Source organism: Micromonospora halotolerans, assembly GCF_032108445.1.
Lineage (GTDB): Bacteria > Actinomycetota > Actinomycetes > Mycobacteriales > Micromonosporaceae > Micromonospora > Micromonospora halotolerans.
The window spans coordinates 6,678,483-6,693,900 of record NZ_CP134876.1 but is presented as its reverse complement, the minus strand read 5'-3'; the positions used below and the strand labels follow the sequence as shown (position 1 = coordinate 6,693,900).

Here is a 15,418-nt window from a genome sequence, read left to right as displayed (position 1 = left end):
GAGTACGGGTTACCGGCCCGGCCCGGGCGGGTAAGCGCCCCCGACCCGCAGCGCGTGCCGCGGTCGCCGTCCACGGCGGGGCAGTCCGAGAGATGCGGCTGTGACGTCCGAGGACGAGCATGGGGGTACGACGAAAGGGGCGGAGATGACCGACGACATCGCTTCGAAGGTTCCGCCGGACCCGGCCCCCGTGCTGAACGCGCCGGCGGGTCCACCGCAGGTCGGGCCGCCGAGCAGCCTGGACCTGTGGGCCCGGGCGCAGACGCTGCACCGCTGCTTCGGTGACGACGACGGCGAACCGCACATCATGCGCGGCCTGGACTGAGGCCACGCCACACCGCAGGCGCCCCGGCCGGGGCGTCCGCATCCGCGCGTCCGCGACCCACCCGTGGGGCGGCGCCGGGGCAGTGGACGGACGCCGGCCGGGCCCTCGGGCAACCGTCCGGCCGGGACGTCGGAGCCGCGAGGCGCCCCGGAGACCAGCCCACGGGCGGATCAGTCGACCCGGCCCGAGGCGAGCAGCGCGGCGGTGGGCAGCGCCAGGCTGCCGTCGTCCTGCCGGTAGGGCGCGGCGAGCCGGTCGTACTCCCGGCGGACGCGCTCGCGCGTGGCCGGCGGCTGCCGTTCCAGCACGTGGCCGATGGTGCTGATGCCGGCCGCCGGACCGGCCCACCAGTCCTCCGGGTCGGTGCGGTGCGCCCAGGTCAGCGTCCCGCACCGCGCCTCGGCCAGCCCGGCGGCGGCCAGCAGCCCGGCCAGGCCCGCCTCGGTGCGGGGGAAGTCCCGCTCGGGCGCGACCCGGGGCAGGTCGGGCGGTGTCGCGACGCCGGCCGCGGCGAGCGCCGCACCCCAGAGTCGTTGCAGGGGCGGCTGCGGGAACGGCCAGACGGTCACCGCCACCCGGCCGCCGGGGCGGACCACCCGGCGCAGCTCGGCCACGCCGGCGGCCGGGTCGCCGACATGGTTGAGCACGAAGTTCGCCACCGCCGCGTCGAAGTCGCCGGACGGGACCGGCAGGCACGGCAGCACCGCCGCGCGGACCTCGGCGCCGGGTGCGGCCCGCCGGGCCGCGTCGAGCATGCCGGGCTCCGCGTCGACCGCCACCACCTCGGCGCCGCGGCCCAGGGCCGCCGCCGCGACGGTGCCCGGTCCGGTGCCCACGTCGATCACCCGCCGTCCGGTCCGGACGCCCGCCGCGTCCAGCAGCGCCCCCGCCGGATACGCGCAGAGCCGGCCGAAGCTGCGCGCGTACGCCTCGGCGCGGCCCGCCCACCGGGACCGTTCGTGCGCGTCGAAATCGGTGTCGATCACCGCCGCAGCGTAGCGGTGACCAGGCGTGCGGGGCGGTCCTACAGTGGCCGCATGACGACGATCCTCGTGACGCTGGCGGTGCTGGCCGCGGTCGTGGCCGTGATGGTCGGGTTCGTCTCCTGGCGGGACCGGCGCCGGCGTGCCACCGACGAGGACCCGGCGGCGGTCCGGGCGGCCCGGGGAGAGCAGCACCGGCGGGCGGCCGAGCGGGAGCACGCGCAGCACGACGGCTGGAACAACGGCGGCCACGGCTTCACCGGCTGACGCGGCGCGGCACCGGCAGCCGGCGGCTGTCCGGTTGCCGCCGTTCACCGCCCCCGGCTGAACGAAGTCCGGCCTGCGCACGTGATCCCGGATGGCATCAACGGCGCACGGTCGGGGTACTGCGCTCACACAGCGGATCAGCCGGGGAGGCATCGGTGGGGGAGAACGCGGGACGCCAGCGGCCGGGACCGATCGCCGGGCTGCTGGTCGCCGTGGTCGTGGCGGCCGGCTGCATGGGCGGCGGGCTGGACCAGGGCGAGCCGGAGCAGCCCCGCCCGCGGCAGAGCGGCCAGCCGGCCTCCCCGGGGGCGGCCTCGACCCGGGCCGACGGCACCACCAGCGTGGCCGAGTTCAAGCAGGACTTCTCCGACGCGGTCGGCATCGCCCAGCGCTACTGGACAGCGCAGTTCCGCGCCTCCGGCAAGCAGTTCCAGCCGATCCGGCGGGTCGTGCCGTACACCCGGTCCGGTGAGGTGTCCTGCGGGGGCGAGGGGCTGCCGCGCAATAACGCCGTCTACTGCTCGGCCGGCGACTTCATCGCCTACGACGTGAACTGGTCGGTGGGTGCGTTCCGGCAGGTCGGTGACGCCTTCCTGTTCTACCTGCTCGGCCACGAGTACGCCCACGGCGTCCAGGTCCGCCTCGGCATCCGCTACAACTTCACCATCCAGCAGGAGTTGCAGGCCGACTGCATGGCCGGGGCGTACATCGGTGACAACGTGCGCTCGGGGGCGCTGACCCTGGCCGAGGGCGACCTGGACGAGTTCCGGGAGGGGCTGCTGGCGGTCGGCGACGACCCGGACCAGCCCTGGTTCGCCGAGGGCTCGCACGGCACCGCCGAGCAGCGCAGCGAGTCGTTCTTCCGCGGCTACGAGAACTCCCTGGACGCCTGCGACCTCGGCTGATGCCGCAGGTCACCCCCGCCGGGGACGGTGACCGGCCGGCGGGGCGCGGCTGAGAGGATCGGTGGGTACCCGCACCCGAGGAGGCCCCCGCTGAGCAGCACCCATCCCGCCGCCGTGCTCTTCGACATGGACGGCACCCTGGTCGACAGCGAGAAACTCTGGGACGTCGCGTTGCAGGAGCTCGCCGCGGTCTACGGGGGCACCCTCTCCGAGGCCGCCCGCAGGGCGATCATCGGCACCAGCATGGCCGTCTCCATGCGGATCGTGCACGACGACCTGGGCCAGCCGGAGCGGGACCCGCAGGCCAGCGCCGACTGGATCAACGCCCGGATCCTGGACCTGTTCCGCGACGGGCTGCGCTGGCGGCCCGGGGCGCTGGCGCTGCTGCGCGCGGTCCGCGCCGCGGGCATCCCCACCGCCCTGGTCACCTCCAGCACCCGGCCGCTGGTCGAGGTCGCCCTCGACACCCTGGGCCGGGACAGCTTCGACGCGGTGGTCTGCGGCGACGAGGTCGAGGCCGCCAAGCCGCACCCGGAGCCGTACCTGACCGCGGCGCGGCTGCTCGGTGTGCCGATCGAGCGGTGCGTGGCGATCGAGGACTCGCCGACCGGGGTGGCCAGTGCCCTGGCGGCGGGGGCCGCCGTGCTGGCCGTACCCGCCGAGGTGCCGCTGCCGCCCGCGGACGGCGTACACCAGTTGGAGAGCCTGACCGCCGCGGACCTGGAGCTGCTCTCGGCTCTGCTCGGTGAACGCCCCGTCTGAGCCGGTCGGTCAGTCGCCCTCGCCGAACACCGCCACGGCGATCTGGTAGCTGTCGAACGCCCGCGCGGCGCCGGCGTAGGCGGCCAAATGGATGAACACCTCGACGATCTCCTCGCGGGTCACCCCGGAGTGCAGCGCGATCCGCAGTTGGCCGCGCAGCGGCTCGTGGGTGCCCAGCGCCGCGGCGACCGCCACCGACACCAGGCAGCGGGCGCGCAGGTCCAGGCCCTCGCGCGGCCACACGTCGCCGAAGGTGTGCTGGGTGGCCAGCCGGCGGAAGTCCGCGCCGACGGCCGGTTCGCCGGGACCGAGCGGCAGGGTGAGCGGCCGGCCGAGCAGCCCCTCGGCGTTCTCCAGCGCCCGCGCGTAGGCGTCCTCCGTCACACCCCTCACCCCCGTGGCCCGAGTCTGGCAGCGGGCGGGGAGCCGGCGGGAACGGAACGGCCCCCGCCACCCTTCGGTGGCGGGGGCCGTCGTGCGTGCCGGGTCAGTCGTGGGCGATGGCGCCCAGCACGTTGATCCGCGCGGCGCGGATCGCGGGCAGCACCGCGGCCACCACTCCGATGATCGCCGCGAGGACCAGGAAGGTCGCCATCTGGCTCCAGGGCAGGACCAGGTCGGTGATGCCCTCGTCCTTGAGCGCCCGGACCACGGCCGCGCCGAGGCCGGTGCCGACCACGACGCCGAGCAGCGCGCCGAAGATCGAGATCACCACCGCCTCCACGGTGATCATCCGCATGGTCTGCGCCCGGCGCAGGCCGATCGCCCGCAGCAGGCCCAGCTCCCGGGTGCGCTCCAGCACCGACAGCGCCAGGGTGTTGATGATGCCCAGCACCGCGATCACGATGGCCAGCGCCAGCAGGATCTGGATCATCCGCAGCGGCGTGTCCAGCTGGCTGGTCTGCTGCTTGATGAACGCGGCCCGGTCCGCCACCGACACCTCGGGGCTGTCGGCGAGCAGCTGCTCGACCTGCGGCTGCACCGCGGCGACCGAGGTGCCCGGGGCGAGCTGCAGGAAGCCCTGGATCGGCTGCGGGATGGCGAAGTCGGTGGCCGCCTGCGGCGGCAGCACCACCGGGTTGGTCAGCTGCGAGCTCTCGTAGATGCCGCTGACCGTGTAGGTGCGGGCCTCGCCCCGGGACAGCTGGACGTTCACCGTCGAGCCGACCGACAGGTTGCGGGACTTCGCGGTGTCCGAGCTGAGCAGCATCTGGTCCGGGTTCAGCCGGCTGATGTCACCGGCGGTCGCCTTCGCCCCGAAGATCTGCTCCAGCGCGGCCACGTCGCTGGACGCGGCCACCCAGGTGCGCTGGCCGTTCAGCGTGGCCATGTCGCCGTACTCGCCGTCGACCAGCCGCACCCCGGGGATGGCGGCGGCCTTCTGCAGCACCGCCGGGTCGAAGCTCGGCGGGCGCGGGCCGCTCTGGGCGCCGGAGATCACCAGCTCCGCCTTGATGGTGTCCTCCGCCAGGGCGCTGATGCTGCCCTTGGCCGAGTCGAGGATCACCGTCACCCCGGTCACCAGCGCGATGCCGACCATCAGCGCCGCGGCCGTGATCGCCGTGCGGCGGGGGTTGCGGCCGGAGTTCAGCCGGCCCAGCTTGCCCGGCACCGACCAGGCGAAGATCGTGCCCAGCAGGGCGACGACCGGCCGGCTGATCAGCGGTGTCAGCAGCGCCACGCCGATGAACGCGAACAGCACGCCGCCGAGGATGATGGCGAGGGTGTTGTCGCCGGCGTGGCCGCCGAGCCCGAGGAAGAGCAGGCCCGCGCCGATCGCGGTGACCACCGAACCGCCGACGGTCACCTTGGTCAGGGGCCGGTCCGGCGTGGCGACATCCTGCATGGCGGCGATCGGCGGGATGCGCGAGGCGCGCAGGGCGGGCAGCAGGGCCGCCACCACCGTGATCACCGTGCCGACCGCGAAGGCCCCGATGACCGCCGCGGGCGGCACGCCCAGACCGGCCAGGGTCAGCCCGCCGGCGAGCTTGCCGAACAGGTACGCCAGCAGCGCGCCGACCCCGATGCCGGCCGCGAGCCCGAGCACCGAGGCGATCAGGCCGACCGCCACGGCCTCCAGCACCACCGAGCCGATGATCTGCCGCCCGCTCGCGCCGATGGCCCGCATGAGCGCCAGCTCGCGGGTGCGCTGGGCCACGATGATCGAGAAGGTGTTGAGGATCAGGAAGGTGCCGACCAGCAGCGCCACCGCGGCGAAGCCGAGGAGGATCTTGTTGAAGAAGGACAGGCCCTCCTTCAGCCCGGCGGACGCGTCGTCGGCGAGCTGCTTGCCGGTCTTCACCTCGTAGTCCGCGCCGAGGGCGCGGGACACCTCGTCGCGCAGCGCCTCCGGCGTGGTGCCGTCGGCGGCCTGCGCGGTCACGTTGGAGAACACCCCCGGCTTGCCGAGCATCAGCTGCTGGGCGACCGGGGTGGTGAACGCCACCTCGTTGACCCCGCCGACCGAGTCCCGGCCGCCGCTGTAGCCGAAGACGCCGACCAGGGTGAACTCCTTCTTCGGCGCCAGGGTCAGCACGCCGACCCGGTCGCCGACCTTGACCTTGGCCGCCTCGGCGAGCGCGACGTTGACCACGATCTCGTCGTCGGCCTGCGGCGCGCGCCCCTCGCGCAGCTTCACCAGGTCGCCCTCGCCGAGCCAGTTCTCGCCGAGCTGCGGCGGGCCGAACGAGGTGACCACCTTGCCGTTGCTGCCGATCAGCCGCGCCCCGTCGGCGTTGACCACGCCGCGGACGTCGGTGACGCCCGGCACCGCCTTGACCCGGTCGACGACCGACGCGGGCACCGGGGCCGCCACCTGCTCGCCCTCGACCTCGGACAGGGTGACCTTCGGCTTCGCGGCCACGTTGACGTCGACGTCGGAGAACGCGTCGGAGAAGACCGCGTCGAAGGAGCGGCCGAGGGTGTCGGTGAGCACGAACGCGCCGGAGACGAACATGACACCGAGCACGACCGCCAGGCCGGACAGCAGCAGGCGCAGCTTGCGCGCCAGCAGGCTCTTCAGAGTGGCGCGGAACATCAGCTGCCCACCTCGGCCGACGCGTCGAGCTTCTTCATGGTGTCCAGCACCGTGTCGGCGGTCGGCTCGATCAGCTCGGAGACGATCTGACCGTCGGCCAGGAAGACCACCCGGTCGGCGTACGCGGCGGCGGTCGGGTCGTGGGTGACCATGACGATGGTCTGGCCGTGCTCACGGACCGAGTTGCGCAGGAAGTTGAGCACCTCGGCGCCGGAGCGGGAGTCCAGGTTGCCGGTCGGCTCGTCGGCGAAGATCACCTCGGGGCGGGCGACCAGGGCCCGGGCGCACGCCACGCGCTGCTGCTGGCCGCCGGAGAGCTGCGCCGGGCGGTGCCCGAGCCGCTCCCGCAGGCCGACCGTGTCGATCACCGTGTCGTACCAGGCCGGGTCGGGCTTGCGGCCGGCGATCGACAGCGGCAGCAGGATGTTCTCCTGCGCGGTGAGCGTGGGCAGCAGGTTGAACTGCTGGAAGATGAAGCCCACCTTGTCGCGGCGCAGCTTCGTGAGGCCGGCGTCGCCCAGCCCGGTCACCGTGGTGTCCCCGATCATGACGGTGCCCCGGGTCACCGAGTCCAGGCCCGCCAGGCAGTGCATCAGCGTCGACTTGCCCGAGCCGGACGGGCCCATGATCGCGGTGAACCGGCCGCGCTCGAACTCGGCGCTCACCCCCCGCAGCGCGATCACCTGCGCCTCGCCGCTGCCGTACACCTTCCACACGTCGCTGGCGCGGGCCGCGGCCTGCGCCTGCTGCCCTACCGTCGCGGTCACGTTCATCTACCTCTTCCGTCAGCCTGCTGGTCCGCACCGCCCCCGCTGGTCGGTGCGCAGTTTCCATCCTCCGTGCCGGCGGGCACGGATCCGTCCGCCCCCGGGCGGAGCCTCGCCGGAATTTCCGTTGGGGTCACCCCCGACGCCGGCTCAGGGTCATCCCTGACCGGCCGGCGCCGCCGACGCTAGGACCTCACGTCACGTCATGGTCAACCCCGCCGCACCGCCGATGGTCACGGTAGGTGACCGGTACCACCTCACCCGCCGGGGCGGACCAGCCCGGTCTCGTACGCCAGCACCACGGCCTGGACCCGGTCCCGCAGCCCGAGCTTGGTCAGCACGTGCCCGACGTGGGTCTTCACGGTGGTCTCGCTCACCGACAGCTCCCGGGCGATCTCGGCGTTGGACAACCCGCGCGCCACCTGCACGAGCACCTCCCGCTCCCGCTCGGTCAGCGCGTCCAACGCCTTCGGCGGGGTGGCCGCCGGGTCGGGCAGCACGTCGGCGAAGCGGTCCAGCAGCCGGCGCAGGATCCGTGGCGCCACCACCGCCTCCCCGGCCGCGACCGTCCGGATCGCGGTCACCAGGTCCTCGGCCGGCACGTCCTTGGCCAGGAAGCCACTGGCCCCGGCGCGCAGCGCGCCGACCACGTACTCGTCCAGGTCGAAGGTGGTGAGGATGAGCACCCGCACGGGCAGGCGGGCGTCCACGATCGCCCGGGTGGCCGCCACCCCGTCCATCCGCGGCATCCGGATGTCCATGAGCACCACGTCCGGCAGCAGCCGCCGGGACAGCTCCACCGCCTCCACCCCGTCACCGGCCTCGGCCACGATGTCCAGGTCGTCCTCGGTGCCCAGCACCATCCGGAAGCCGGTACGCAGCAGCGGCTGGTCGTCGGCGAGCAGGATCCGCACCGGTCGGCCGGCGGTGCTGTCGGTCATCGGTCTCCCTCGTTCGGCCGGGCGCCGGTCACGCCGGGACCGCCCCGGCCGGCTCCAGCGGAATCCGCGCGTACACCCGGAAGCCGCCGCCGGGCCGCGGGCCGGTCCGTAGGACCCCACCGTAGAGGGCGACCCGCTCCCGCATGCCGACCAGACCGTGTCCGATCCGATCGGCCACCGGCGCCGGACCGCGCCCGGTGTCGGTGACCTCCACCGCCAGGAAGCCCGGGGTGACGGTGAGCCGGACCAGCGCGGTGGCCCGGCCGGCGTGCTTGAGCGCGTTGGTCAGCGCCTCCTGCACGATCCGGTAGACGGTCAACGCCACCCCGTCCTCCATCGGCCCGGGCGTGCCGTCGACCCGCAGCGTGACCGGCAGCCCGGCCTCGCGGACCTGCTCGACGAGGGCCTCGATGCCGGTCAGCCCCGGCTGCGGGGTCAGCTCGGCGGCCGGTTCGGCGTCGGTGCGCAGCACGTCCAGCAGCCGGCGCAGCTCCCGCAGCGTGGCCCGCCCGGTCTCCTCGACCGTGGCCATCGCCTCGTCCGCCGCGTCCGGGTCCCGGCGCAGCACCCGGCGCGCCCCGGTGGCCAGCACGCCCATCACGCTGACGTGGTGCGCCACCACGTCGTGCAGCTCCCGGGCGATCCGGCGCCGCTCGTCGGCGACCGCCTGCTCGGCCAACGACCGCTGGGTGGCCTCGGCGATCCGGGCCCGCTCCCGCAGCATCCGGGTGGACTGCCGGCGCGCCTGCACCGCCCGGCCCACCGCGAACGCCACCGACGCGGTGAGCAGGTTGTCGAGCACCAGCACGCCGGGGCCCATGTCGAGCACCCCGTCCAGCGGCGCGACCACGTTCGCCAGCACCACCGGCACCCAGAGCAGCAGCGCGGCCAGGGAGGCCGCGCGCAGCGGCCGGTGCGCCGCCATGGTGTAGGTGAGCACGATGAAGGTCAGCCCCTGGGTGGTGGGCGCCAGCGCGAACAGCACCGGCACGGCCAGCGTGGCCACCGCCGCGCCCACGGCCGGCCACGGGGCGACCCGGCGGATCGCCACCGGGGCGGCGCAGAGCACGCTCCAGCCCAGCGCCGCCCAGAGCTGCTCGGGTCGCAGCTCCCGCGGGGTCAGCAGCAGGAACGCCGCGTCCACGAGCGCCAGCGCGACGGCCGTGGCGGCGTCCGCGGCCAGCGGCCGGTCCCGCGCCCACCCGCGTAGCCGGTTGGTCATGCTCCGACGCTAGCCGCCGCCCGGCGCCGGCCCTCGTCGCCGAAGCCGAACCCGGCCTCCTCCGCGAGGAGGAGGGTCACTCGTCCGCGCCGGGCGCGGCCGGCCGGGACCGGGCGTCGGTCAGCGGGTCGGCCGGCCCGGCCACCGGGAACGGCGGCGGCGTGCCGCCGAAGCTCGGGCACAGCGCCTGATGGCTGCACCAGTCGCAGAGCCGGCTCGGCCGGGGCCGGAAGTCCTGCCGGGCGGTGGCCTGCTCGATGGCCTGCCAGAGCGCCACCACCGTGCGCTCGAAGCGCAGCAGCTCCTCGGCGTCGGGGGAGTAGTCGCACACCTCGGCGTCCTTGAGGTAGAGCAGCCGCAGCACCCGCGGCACCACCCCCCGGGTCCGCCACAGCACCAGGGCGTAGAACTTCAGCTGGAACAGCGCGCGCGCCTCGAACGCCTCGCGCGGGGCGCCGCCGGTCTTGTAGTCGACCACCCGCAGGGCGCCGTCGGGCGCCACGTCCAGCCGGTCGAGGTAGCCCCGGATGAGCAGCTCGTCGTCCACGACCGCGGAAATCAGCGCCTCCCGCTCGGCCGGCTCCAGCCGGCGCGGGTCCTCCACCGCGAAATAGCCCTCCAGCAGCGCCGCCGCCGAGCGGAGGAACCCCTCCACGGCGGCCGTGTCGCCCTCGGCGAACAGCGTCGCCAGCTCCGGCTGCTCGGTGACCAGCCGGTCCCACTGCGGGGCGACCAGGTCGCCGGCCGACTCCGGGGTGCGGGCCCCCGCCGGCAGGTCGAACAGCCGCTCCAGCACGGCGTGCACGAGCGTGCCCCGGACCTGCTCCACGGTGGGTCGCTCGGGCAGCCGGTCGATGCTGCGGAACCGGTAGAGCAGCGGGCAGGTCTTGAAGTCGGCCGCCCGCGACGGCGACAGCGACGCCCGGACGGTGGCCGGTGCCTCTGCTGTCGGGCCCTGCTGCGTGTCGATCACCGGTTCCGCCGTCATGCCCGGAAGGTTAGGGCACCGGTGTGACAGGGCTGCCGTCGCCGCACCGGGGCATGATCGGCCCCGCGTAGCATCGTCCCGGTGGAGCAGCGGACCCGACCGTCACGCCGGCCCGGTCTGACCCTCGGCCGGGTCTTCGGGGTGCCGCTGCGCGCCGACGCCTCGATGCTGCTGCTCAGCGCGGTCGTCACCGTGCTCTACGCCGCGCTGGCCCGCCGCCAGCTCGACCTCGGCCACCTCGGCGGCTACCTGGTCGGCCTCGGCTTCGTGGTCTCCCTGCTCGGCTCGGTGCTGCTGCACGAGCTGGGGCACGCGCTGACCGCCCGGCGCTACGGCATCGGTGTGCGGGGGATCACCCTGGAGCTGCTCGGCGGCTACACCGAGATGGACCGGGACGCCCCCAGCCCCAAGGTCGACCTGCTGGTCTCCCTCGCCGGGCCGGCCGTCTCGGCGGTGCTCGGCGCCGGGTCGGTCGCCGCCACCCTGGCCCTGCCCGCCGGCACCCTCGCCCACCAGCTCGCCTTCCAGCTCGCGGTCAGCAACGTCGTGGTGGCCGTCTTCAACAGCCTGCCCGGGCTGCCCCTGGACGGCGGGCGGGCGCTGCGCGCCGCGGTCTGGGCGGTCACCCGGGACCGGCACCGGGGCACCGAGGTGGCCGGCTGGGTCGGCCGTGCCGTGGCGGTCGCCACCGTGGCGCTGGTCCTGCTGTTCACCCTGCGGCGGGCGCTCGCCCCGCTCGCCCTGCCGCTCATGCTGCTGGTCGCCGTGACGCTCTGGCGGGGCGCCGGCCAGTCCATCCGGATGGCCCGGATCGGCCGCCGCCTGCCGCTGGTCGACCTGGCCCGGCTGGCCCGCCCGCTGCTGCCGGTGCCCACCGGGACCCCGCTGGCCGAGGCGCAGCGCCGCCGCGCCGAGGGGCCCACGCCCGACGCCGCGCTCGCCGTGGTCGACTCCGCCGGCCGCCCGGTGGCGCTGGTCGACCCGGCCCGCGTCGCCGCCGTACCCGCGGAACGGCGCCCGTGGCTGGCGGTGGACGCGGTGGCCCGCGACCTGGGCCGCGTGCCCGCGCTGCCGGTCGACGCCGACGGCGAGCGGGTGCTGGAGACCGTGCGCACCCACCCGGGCGCGCAGTACGTCGTGACGGCAGGCGAAGATGTGGTCGGCGTCCTGCACATCGCGGATCTCGCCCAGCTCCTCGAACCCAAACGGAAGACGAACACGTGACCGCAGAAACCTCCACCGTCCCGGCGCTGCCCCCGGTCCACCGGGGGCCGTTCCGCCCCGGCGACCGGGTCCAGCTGACCGACCCGAAGGGCCGGATGCACACCGTGACGCTGGAGCCCGGCAAGGAGTTCCACACCCACCGGGGCATCCTCAGCCACGACACGCTGATCGGCCTGCCCGACGGCAGCGTGGTCACCACCGCCGGCGGCGGCACCGCGTTCCTGGCCCTGCGGCCGCTGCTGTCGGACTACGTGCTGTCCATGCCGCGCGGCGCCCAGGTGATCTACCCGAAGGACTCGGCGCAGATCGTCGCCATGGGCGACATCTTCCCCGGCGCGAAGGTCCTGGAGGCCGGCGCCGGCTCCGGCGCGCTGTCCTGCTCGCTGCTGCGGGCCGTCGGCACCGAGGGCGAGCTGCACTCGTTCGAGGTGCGCGACGACTTCGCCCAGATCGCCCGGCGCAACGTCGAGGCGTTCTTCAACGGCCCGCACCCCGCGTGGCGGCTGCACGTCGGCGACGTCGCCGAGTGCGCCGAGACCGGGTTCGACCGGATCATCCTGGACATGCTCACCCCCTGGGAGATGCTCGACATGGTCGAGCGGGCCCTCGTCCCCGGCGGTGTGCTGATCGGCTACGTGGCCACCACGCCGCAGCTCTCCGAGCTGGTCGAGGCGCTGCGCGAGCGGGGCGGCTGGACCGAGCCCCGCGCCTGGGAGTCCCTGGTCCGGGACTGGCACGCCGAGGGGCTCGCGGTCCGGCCCGACCACCGCATGATCGCGCACACCGCCTTCCTGGTGTCCGCGCGCAAGCTCGCCCCCGGGGTCACCGCCCCGCCGCGACGCCGCAAGCCCAGCAAGGGCGCCGAGGCGTACGCCCAGCGCCGCGACGCGCTGCGCGCCGCCGAGGCGGCCCGGCGGACGGCCGCCGAGGGGGCGGAGCCGGACGGGGCGTGACCCCGCGGCGCGGGCGCGGATGAGCGGGCGGATCATGGGTCCCGGCGGGGACGACACCGAGCGGGTGGAGACGGTGGCATGAGCGAGCGGATCGGGGCACGCGGCGGGCGCCGCGCCCGCCCCGGCGGTCCGGACCGGCGGCGGCGCACGGTCCGGGAGGCGGTGGCATGAGCAACCCGGGCTACGGCAACGGCGACCTGCCCGCCGTGTTCCCCGACTGGTCGCCCTACACCGACCTGGAGTCGGCCGCCCGGGCCTACCTGCGCGACCCCGACATCGCCCTGGACGCCCTCGGCGGGGTGCTGCGCGGCGCCTCCGTGCTCGGCTTCACCCTGGAACGCTTCGTCAACGAGGTCAACGGGGTGTGGCAGGAGGTCGTCGTCTGCGACGGCAGCCGGCTGGTGCTCTGGCACGGCGAGGACGTCCCGCCGGGGGAGGGGCCGCCCGGCTCGATGACCTCCTCGCTGCGGGTGGTGCCGGTCTCCACGGTCACCGAGGTCGGCTGCCGGCGGCGGCTCACCCGCGCCGACACCGGCGAGGTACGGGTCGACAGCATCGACGTCTACCTGCTGCTCAGCTCGCTGGACGAGGCGCCGCCCAGCGACGAGATGACCGGCGCGCCCCGGCACGACGCGCTGCGCTTCGGCAAGACCCTCGACGACGGCGGGGCCGGGCAGATCACCCGGCTGGAGGAGTTCGCCCGGCTGGTCGCCTCGGTCGTCGGCCGCCCCATGCTCTGAGACACCGCGGGCCGGGGACCTGGCGGTCTCCGGCCCGTCGTGCCCGTCAGCTCAGTCGTCGGCCTCCGGGCCGGCCACCTCCGTGCCGTCACCGGCGCGCACCACGTGGATGCACTCGCCGGGGCACTCCTTCGCCGAGTCGATCACCTCGAGGCGCAGGTGCTCCGGCACGTCCACCCGGGCGCCCGCAGCCTGGCGCAGCTCGCCGTCCGGCCCCTTGACGTACGCGAGGCCGTCGACGTCGAACTCGAAGACCTCCGGCGCGTACTGCACGCACAGCCCGTCACCCGTGCACAGGTCCTGATCGACCCAGACCTGCAGCTGGTCCGTCGCGACGTCGGTCACGAAGCACCCCCCATGTTCTCCCGTCCCACGCTCCGACGGTACCCGAACGCCCGTACCCGCCCGACGACCAGCCCTTGGCGATCAAGCTTCGGTGACGAGCGCGTTGCGGAGGACCGAATCGGGCTCATAGCGGCTAGTGTTAGGTCAGAACGTTCAAGCCCCCCGGGGAGGTGGGACGTGGCACGCAGCGACGACGCGGACTCGCGCGCCGCACGGTGGGAGAAGGAGGCCCACGATCTCTCCACGCAGGTTGCGTTCCTTCAAGAGGAACTCGCCCTGGTGCGGCGCAAGTTGACCGAAAGCCCCCGACACGTCCGGCAGCTCGAGGAGCGGCTGGCGGCCACCCAGGCGCAGTTGGCGCGGCTGACCGAGAACAACGAACGGCTCGTGAGCACCCTCAAGGAGGCTCGCGCGCAGATCGTGACGCTCAAGGAGGAGATCGACCGCCTCGCCCAGCCGCCGAGCGGCTACGGCGTCTTCCTGGCCAAGCACGACGACGGCACCGTGGACGTCTTCACCGGCGGCCGCAAGCTCCGGGTGGCCGTCTCGCCCTCGCTCGAGGTCGACGAGCTGCGCCGGGGCCAGGAGGTCCTGCTCAACGACGCGCTCAACATCGTCGACGCGTTCGGCTACGAGCGGGTCGGCGAGGTCGTGATGCTCAAGGAGATCCTCGCGGGTCCCGACGGCGCGCCGGGCGACCGGGCGCTGGTGGTCTCGCACTCCGACGAGGAGCGGATCGTGCACCTCGCCGAGACCCTGATCGGTTCGCCGATCCGGGCCGGTGACTCGCTCATGATCGAGCCCCGCTCGGCGTACGCCTACGAGCGGATCCCGAAGAGCGAGGTCGAGGAGCTCGTCCTGGAGGAGGTGCCCGACGTCGACTACACCGACATCGGTGGCCTCCACTCGCAGATCGAGCAGATCCGCGACGCGGTCGAGCTGCCCTTCCTGCACGCCGACCTGTTCCGCGAGCACCAGCTCCGGCCGCCGAAGGGCATCCTGCTCTACGGCCCGCCCGGCTGCGGCAAGACGCTCATCGCCAAGGCGGTGGCCAACTCCCTGGCCAAGAAGATCGCCGAGCGGGAGGGCAAGGAGCGGCACACCAGCTTCTTCCTCAACATCAAGGGCCCCGAGCTGCTCAACAAGTACGTCGGCGAGACCGAGCGGCACATCCGGCTGATCTTCCAGCGGGCGCGGGAGAAGGCCGGCGAGGGCACGCCGGTGATCGTGTTCTTCGACGAGATGGACTCCGTCTTCCGCACCCGCGGCTCCGGTGTCTCCTCGGACGTGGAGAACACGATCGTCCCGCAGCTGCTCAGCGAGATCGACGGCGTGGAGGGCCTGGAGAACGTCATCGTCATCGGCGCCTCCAACCGGGAAGACATGATCGACCCGGCGATCCTGCGCCCCGGCCGGCTCGACGTGAAGATCAAGATCGAGCGACCGGACGCCGAGGCGGCCAAGGACATCTTCTCCAAGTACATCCTCTCCGGCCTGCCGCTGCACGCGGACGACCTCGCCGAGCACGGCGGCGACCCGCAGGCCACCGTGGCGGCGATGATCGACGCGGTCGTGCTGCGGATGTACTCGGAGACCGAGGAAAACCGCTTCCTCGAGGTCACCTACGCCAACGGCGACAAGGAAGTCCTCTACTTCAAGGACTTCAACTCCGGCGCGATGATCCAGAACATCGTCGACCGGGGCAAGAAGATGGCCATCAAGGAGTTCCTCACCTCCGGGCGCAAGGGCCTGCGGCTCCAGCACCTCCTCGACGCCTGCGTCGACGAGTTCCGGGAGAACGAGGACCTGCCCAACACCACCAACCCCGACGACTGGGCCCGCATCTCCGGCAAGAAGGGCGAGCGGATCGTTTACATCCGCACGCTCGTCTCCGGCGGCAAGGGCGCCGAGGCCGGCCGGTCCATCGAGACCGCCAGCAACACCGGCCAGTACCTGTAG

16 protein-coding genes are annotated in these 15,418 nt (G+C 74.0%); 8 read left to right on the top strand and 8 right to left on the bottom strand.

Features of this window, described 5'->3' with window-relative positions; genetic code table 11:
- Positions 1 to 145: 145 nt before the first annotated feature.
- On the top strand, positions 146 to 325 hold the full coding sequence (locus tag RMN56_RS31415) for a hypothetical protein (protein ID WP_313721491.1): 180 nt from the start codon (positions 146 to 148) through the stop codon (positions 323 to 325).
- A 170-nt stretch (positions 326 to 495) separates the two neighbouring features.
- On the opposite strand, the gene RMN56_RS31410 is transcribed toward RMN56_RS31415, so the two are convergent.
- Positions 496 to 1,311 carry a class I SAM-dependent methyltransferase gene (locus RMN56_RS31410; protein WP_313721490.1) on the bottom strand — a complete coding sequence of 272 codons (816 nt, stop codon included), beginning with the start codon at positions 1,309 to 1,311 and terminating at the stop codon, positions 496 to 498.
- 51 nt (positions 1,312 to 1,362) lie between these two features.
- On the opposite strand from RMN56_RS31410, the gene RMN56_RS31405 reads away from it, so the two are divergent.
- From RMN56_RS31405 to RMN56_RS31395, 3 genes are all read left to right on the top strand, one after another.
- The gene (locus tag RMN56_RS31405) at positions 1,363 to 1,575 is read left to right on the top strand and encodes a hypothetical protein (protein ID WP_313721489.1); all 213 of its coding nucleotides are present in this window, start codon (positions 1,363 to 1,365) and stop codon (positions 1,573 to 1,575) included.
- Entirely contained in the window at positions 1,542 to 2,480 is a 939-nt protein-coding gene (locus tag RMN56_RS31400) for a neutral zinc metallopeptidase (protein WP_313724906.1), read from the top strand. The genes RMN56_RS31405 and RMN56_RS31400 overlap by 34 nt, the downstream gene beginning before the upstream one ends.
- A 114-nt stretch (positions 2,481 to 2,594) precedes the next feature.
- Positions 2,595 to 3,242, top strand: coding sequence for an HAD family hydrolase (locus RMN56_RS31395; RefSeq protein WP_313721488.1), 648 nt, complete (start codon positions 2,595 to 2,597; stop codon positions 3,240 to 3,242).
- Between the two features lie 9 nt (positions 3,243 to 3,251).
- Here RMN56_RS31395 and RMN56_RS31390 read toward each other — a convergent pair whose 3' ends face one another.
- The 6 genes from RMN56_RS31390 to RMN56_RS31365 all read right to left on the bottom strand — a co-directional run bounded on the left by RMN56_RS31390 (position 3,252) and on the right by RMN56_RS31365 (position 10,197).
- Entirely contained in the window at positions 3,252 to 3,626 is a 375-nt protein-coding gene (locus RMN56_RS31390) for a carboxymuconolactone decarboxylase family protein (protein WP_313721487.1), read from the bottom strand.
- A 103-nt stretch (positions 3,627 to 3,729) separates the two neighbouring features.
- Positions 3,730 to 6,279 carry an ABC transporter permease gene (locus tag RMN56_RS31385; protein WP_313721486.1) on the bottom strand — a complete coding sequence of 850 codons (2,550 nt, stop codon included), beginning with the start codon at positions 6,277 to 6,279 and terminating at the stop codon, positions 3,730 to 3,732.
- Complete coding sequence (locus RMN56_RS31380) at positions 6,279 to 7,046, bottom strand: ABC transporter ATP-binding protein (RefSeq protein ID WP_313721485.1); 768 nt, start codon at positions 7,044 to 7,046, stop codon at positions 6,279 to 6,281. The genes RMN56_RS31385 and RMN56_RS31380 overlap by 1 nt, the downstream gene beginning before the upstream one ends.
- Positions 7,047 to 7,303: 257 nt before the next feature.
- Positions 7,304 to 7,987 (bottom strand): response regulator, encoded by a 684-nt coding sequence (locus RMN56_RS31375; protein WP_154226162.1) that lies wholly within the window; start codon positions 7,985 to 7,987, stop codon positions 7,304 to 7,306.
- A gap of 28 nt (positions 7,988 to 8,015) precedes the next feature.
- On the bottom strand, positions 8,016 to 9,209 hold the full coding sequence (locus RMN56_RS31370) for a sensor histidine kinase (RefSeq protein WP_313721484.1): 1,194 nt from the start codon (positions 9,207 to 9,209) through the stop codon (positions 8,016 to 8,018).
- Positions 9,210 to 9,285: 76 nt separating this feature from the next.
- Positions 9,286 to 10,197 (bottom strand): RecB family exonuclease, encoded by a 912-nt coding sequence (locus RMN56_RS31365; RefSeq protein WP_313721483.1) that lies wholly within the window; start codon positions 10,195 to 10,197, stop codon positions 9,286 to 9,288.
- A gap of 165 nt (positions 10,198 to 10,362) precedes the next feature.
- Between RMN56_RS31365 and RMN56_RS31360 the strand changes: the two genes are divergently transcribed.
- The 3 genes from RMN56_RS31360 (at position 10,363) to RMN56_RS31350 (ending at position 13,114) form a co-directional block, all read left to right on the top strand.
- The gene (locus tag RMN56_RS31360; RefSeq protein ID WP_313724905.1) at positions 10,363 to 11,421 is read left to right on the top strand and encodes a M50 family metallopeptidase; all 1,059 of its coding nucleotides are present in this window, start codon (positions 10,363 to 10,365) and stop codon (positions 11,419 to 11,421) included.
- A complete protein-coding gene (locus tag RMN56_RS31355) occupies positions 11,418 to 12,374 on the top strand; it encodes a tRNA (adenine-N1)-methyltransferase (protein WP_313721482.1) in 957 nt (318 codons plus the stop codon). The genes RMN56_RS31360 and RMN56_RS31355 overlap by 4 nt, the downstream gene beginning before the upstream one ends.
- 167 nt (positions 12,375 to 12,541) lie before the next feature.
- Positions 12,542 to 13,114, top strand: coding sequence for a hypothetical protein (locus RMN56_RS31350; RefSeq protein ID WP_313721481.1), 573 nt, complete (start codon positions 12,542 to 12,544; stop codon positions 13,112 to 13,114).
- Between the two features lie 51 nt (positions 13,115 to 13,165).
- Here RMN56_RS31350 and RMN56_RS31345 read toward each other — a convergent pair whose 3' ends face one another.
- Positions 13,166 to 13,459 carry a ferredoxin gene (locus tag RMN56_RS31345; protein ID WP_313721480.1) on the bottom strand — a complete coding sequence of 98 codons (294 nt, stop codon included), beginning with the start codon at positions 13,457 to 13,459 and terminating at the stop codon, positions 13,166 to 13,168.
- 177 nt (positions 13,460 to 13,636) lie between these two features.
- Between RMN56_RS31345 and arc the strand changes: the two genes are divergently transcribed.
- Positions 13,637 to 15,418: a proteasome ATPase gene (gene arc, locus RMN56_RS31340; RefSeq protein WP_313721479.1), complete on the top strand. Its 1,782-nt coding sequence runs from the start codon at positions 13,637 to 13,639 to the stop codon at positions 15,416 to 15,418.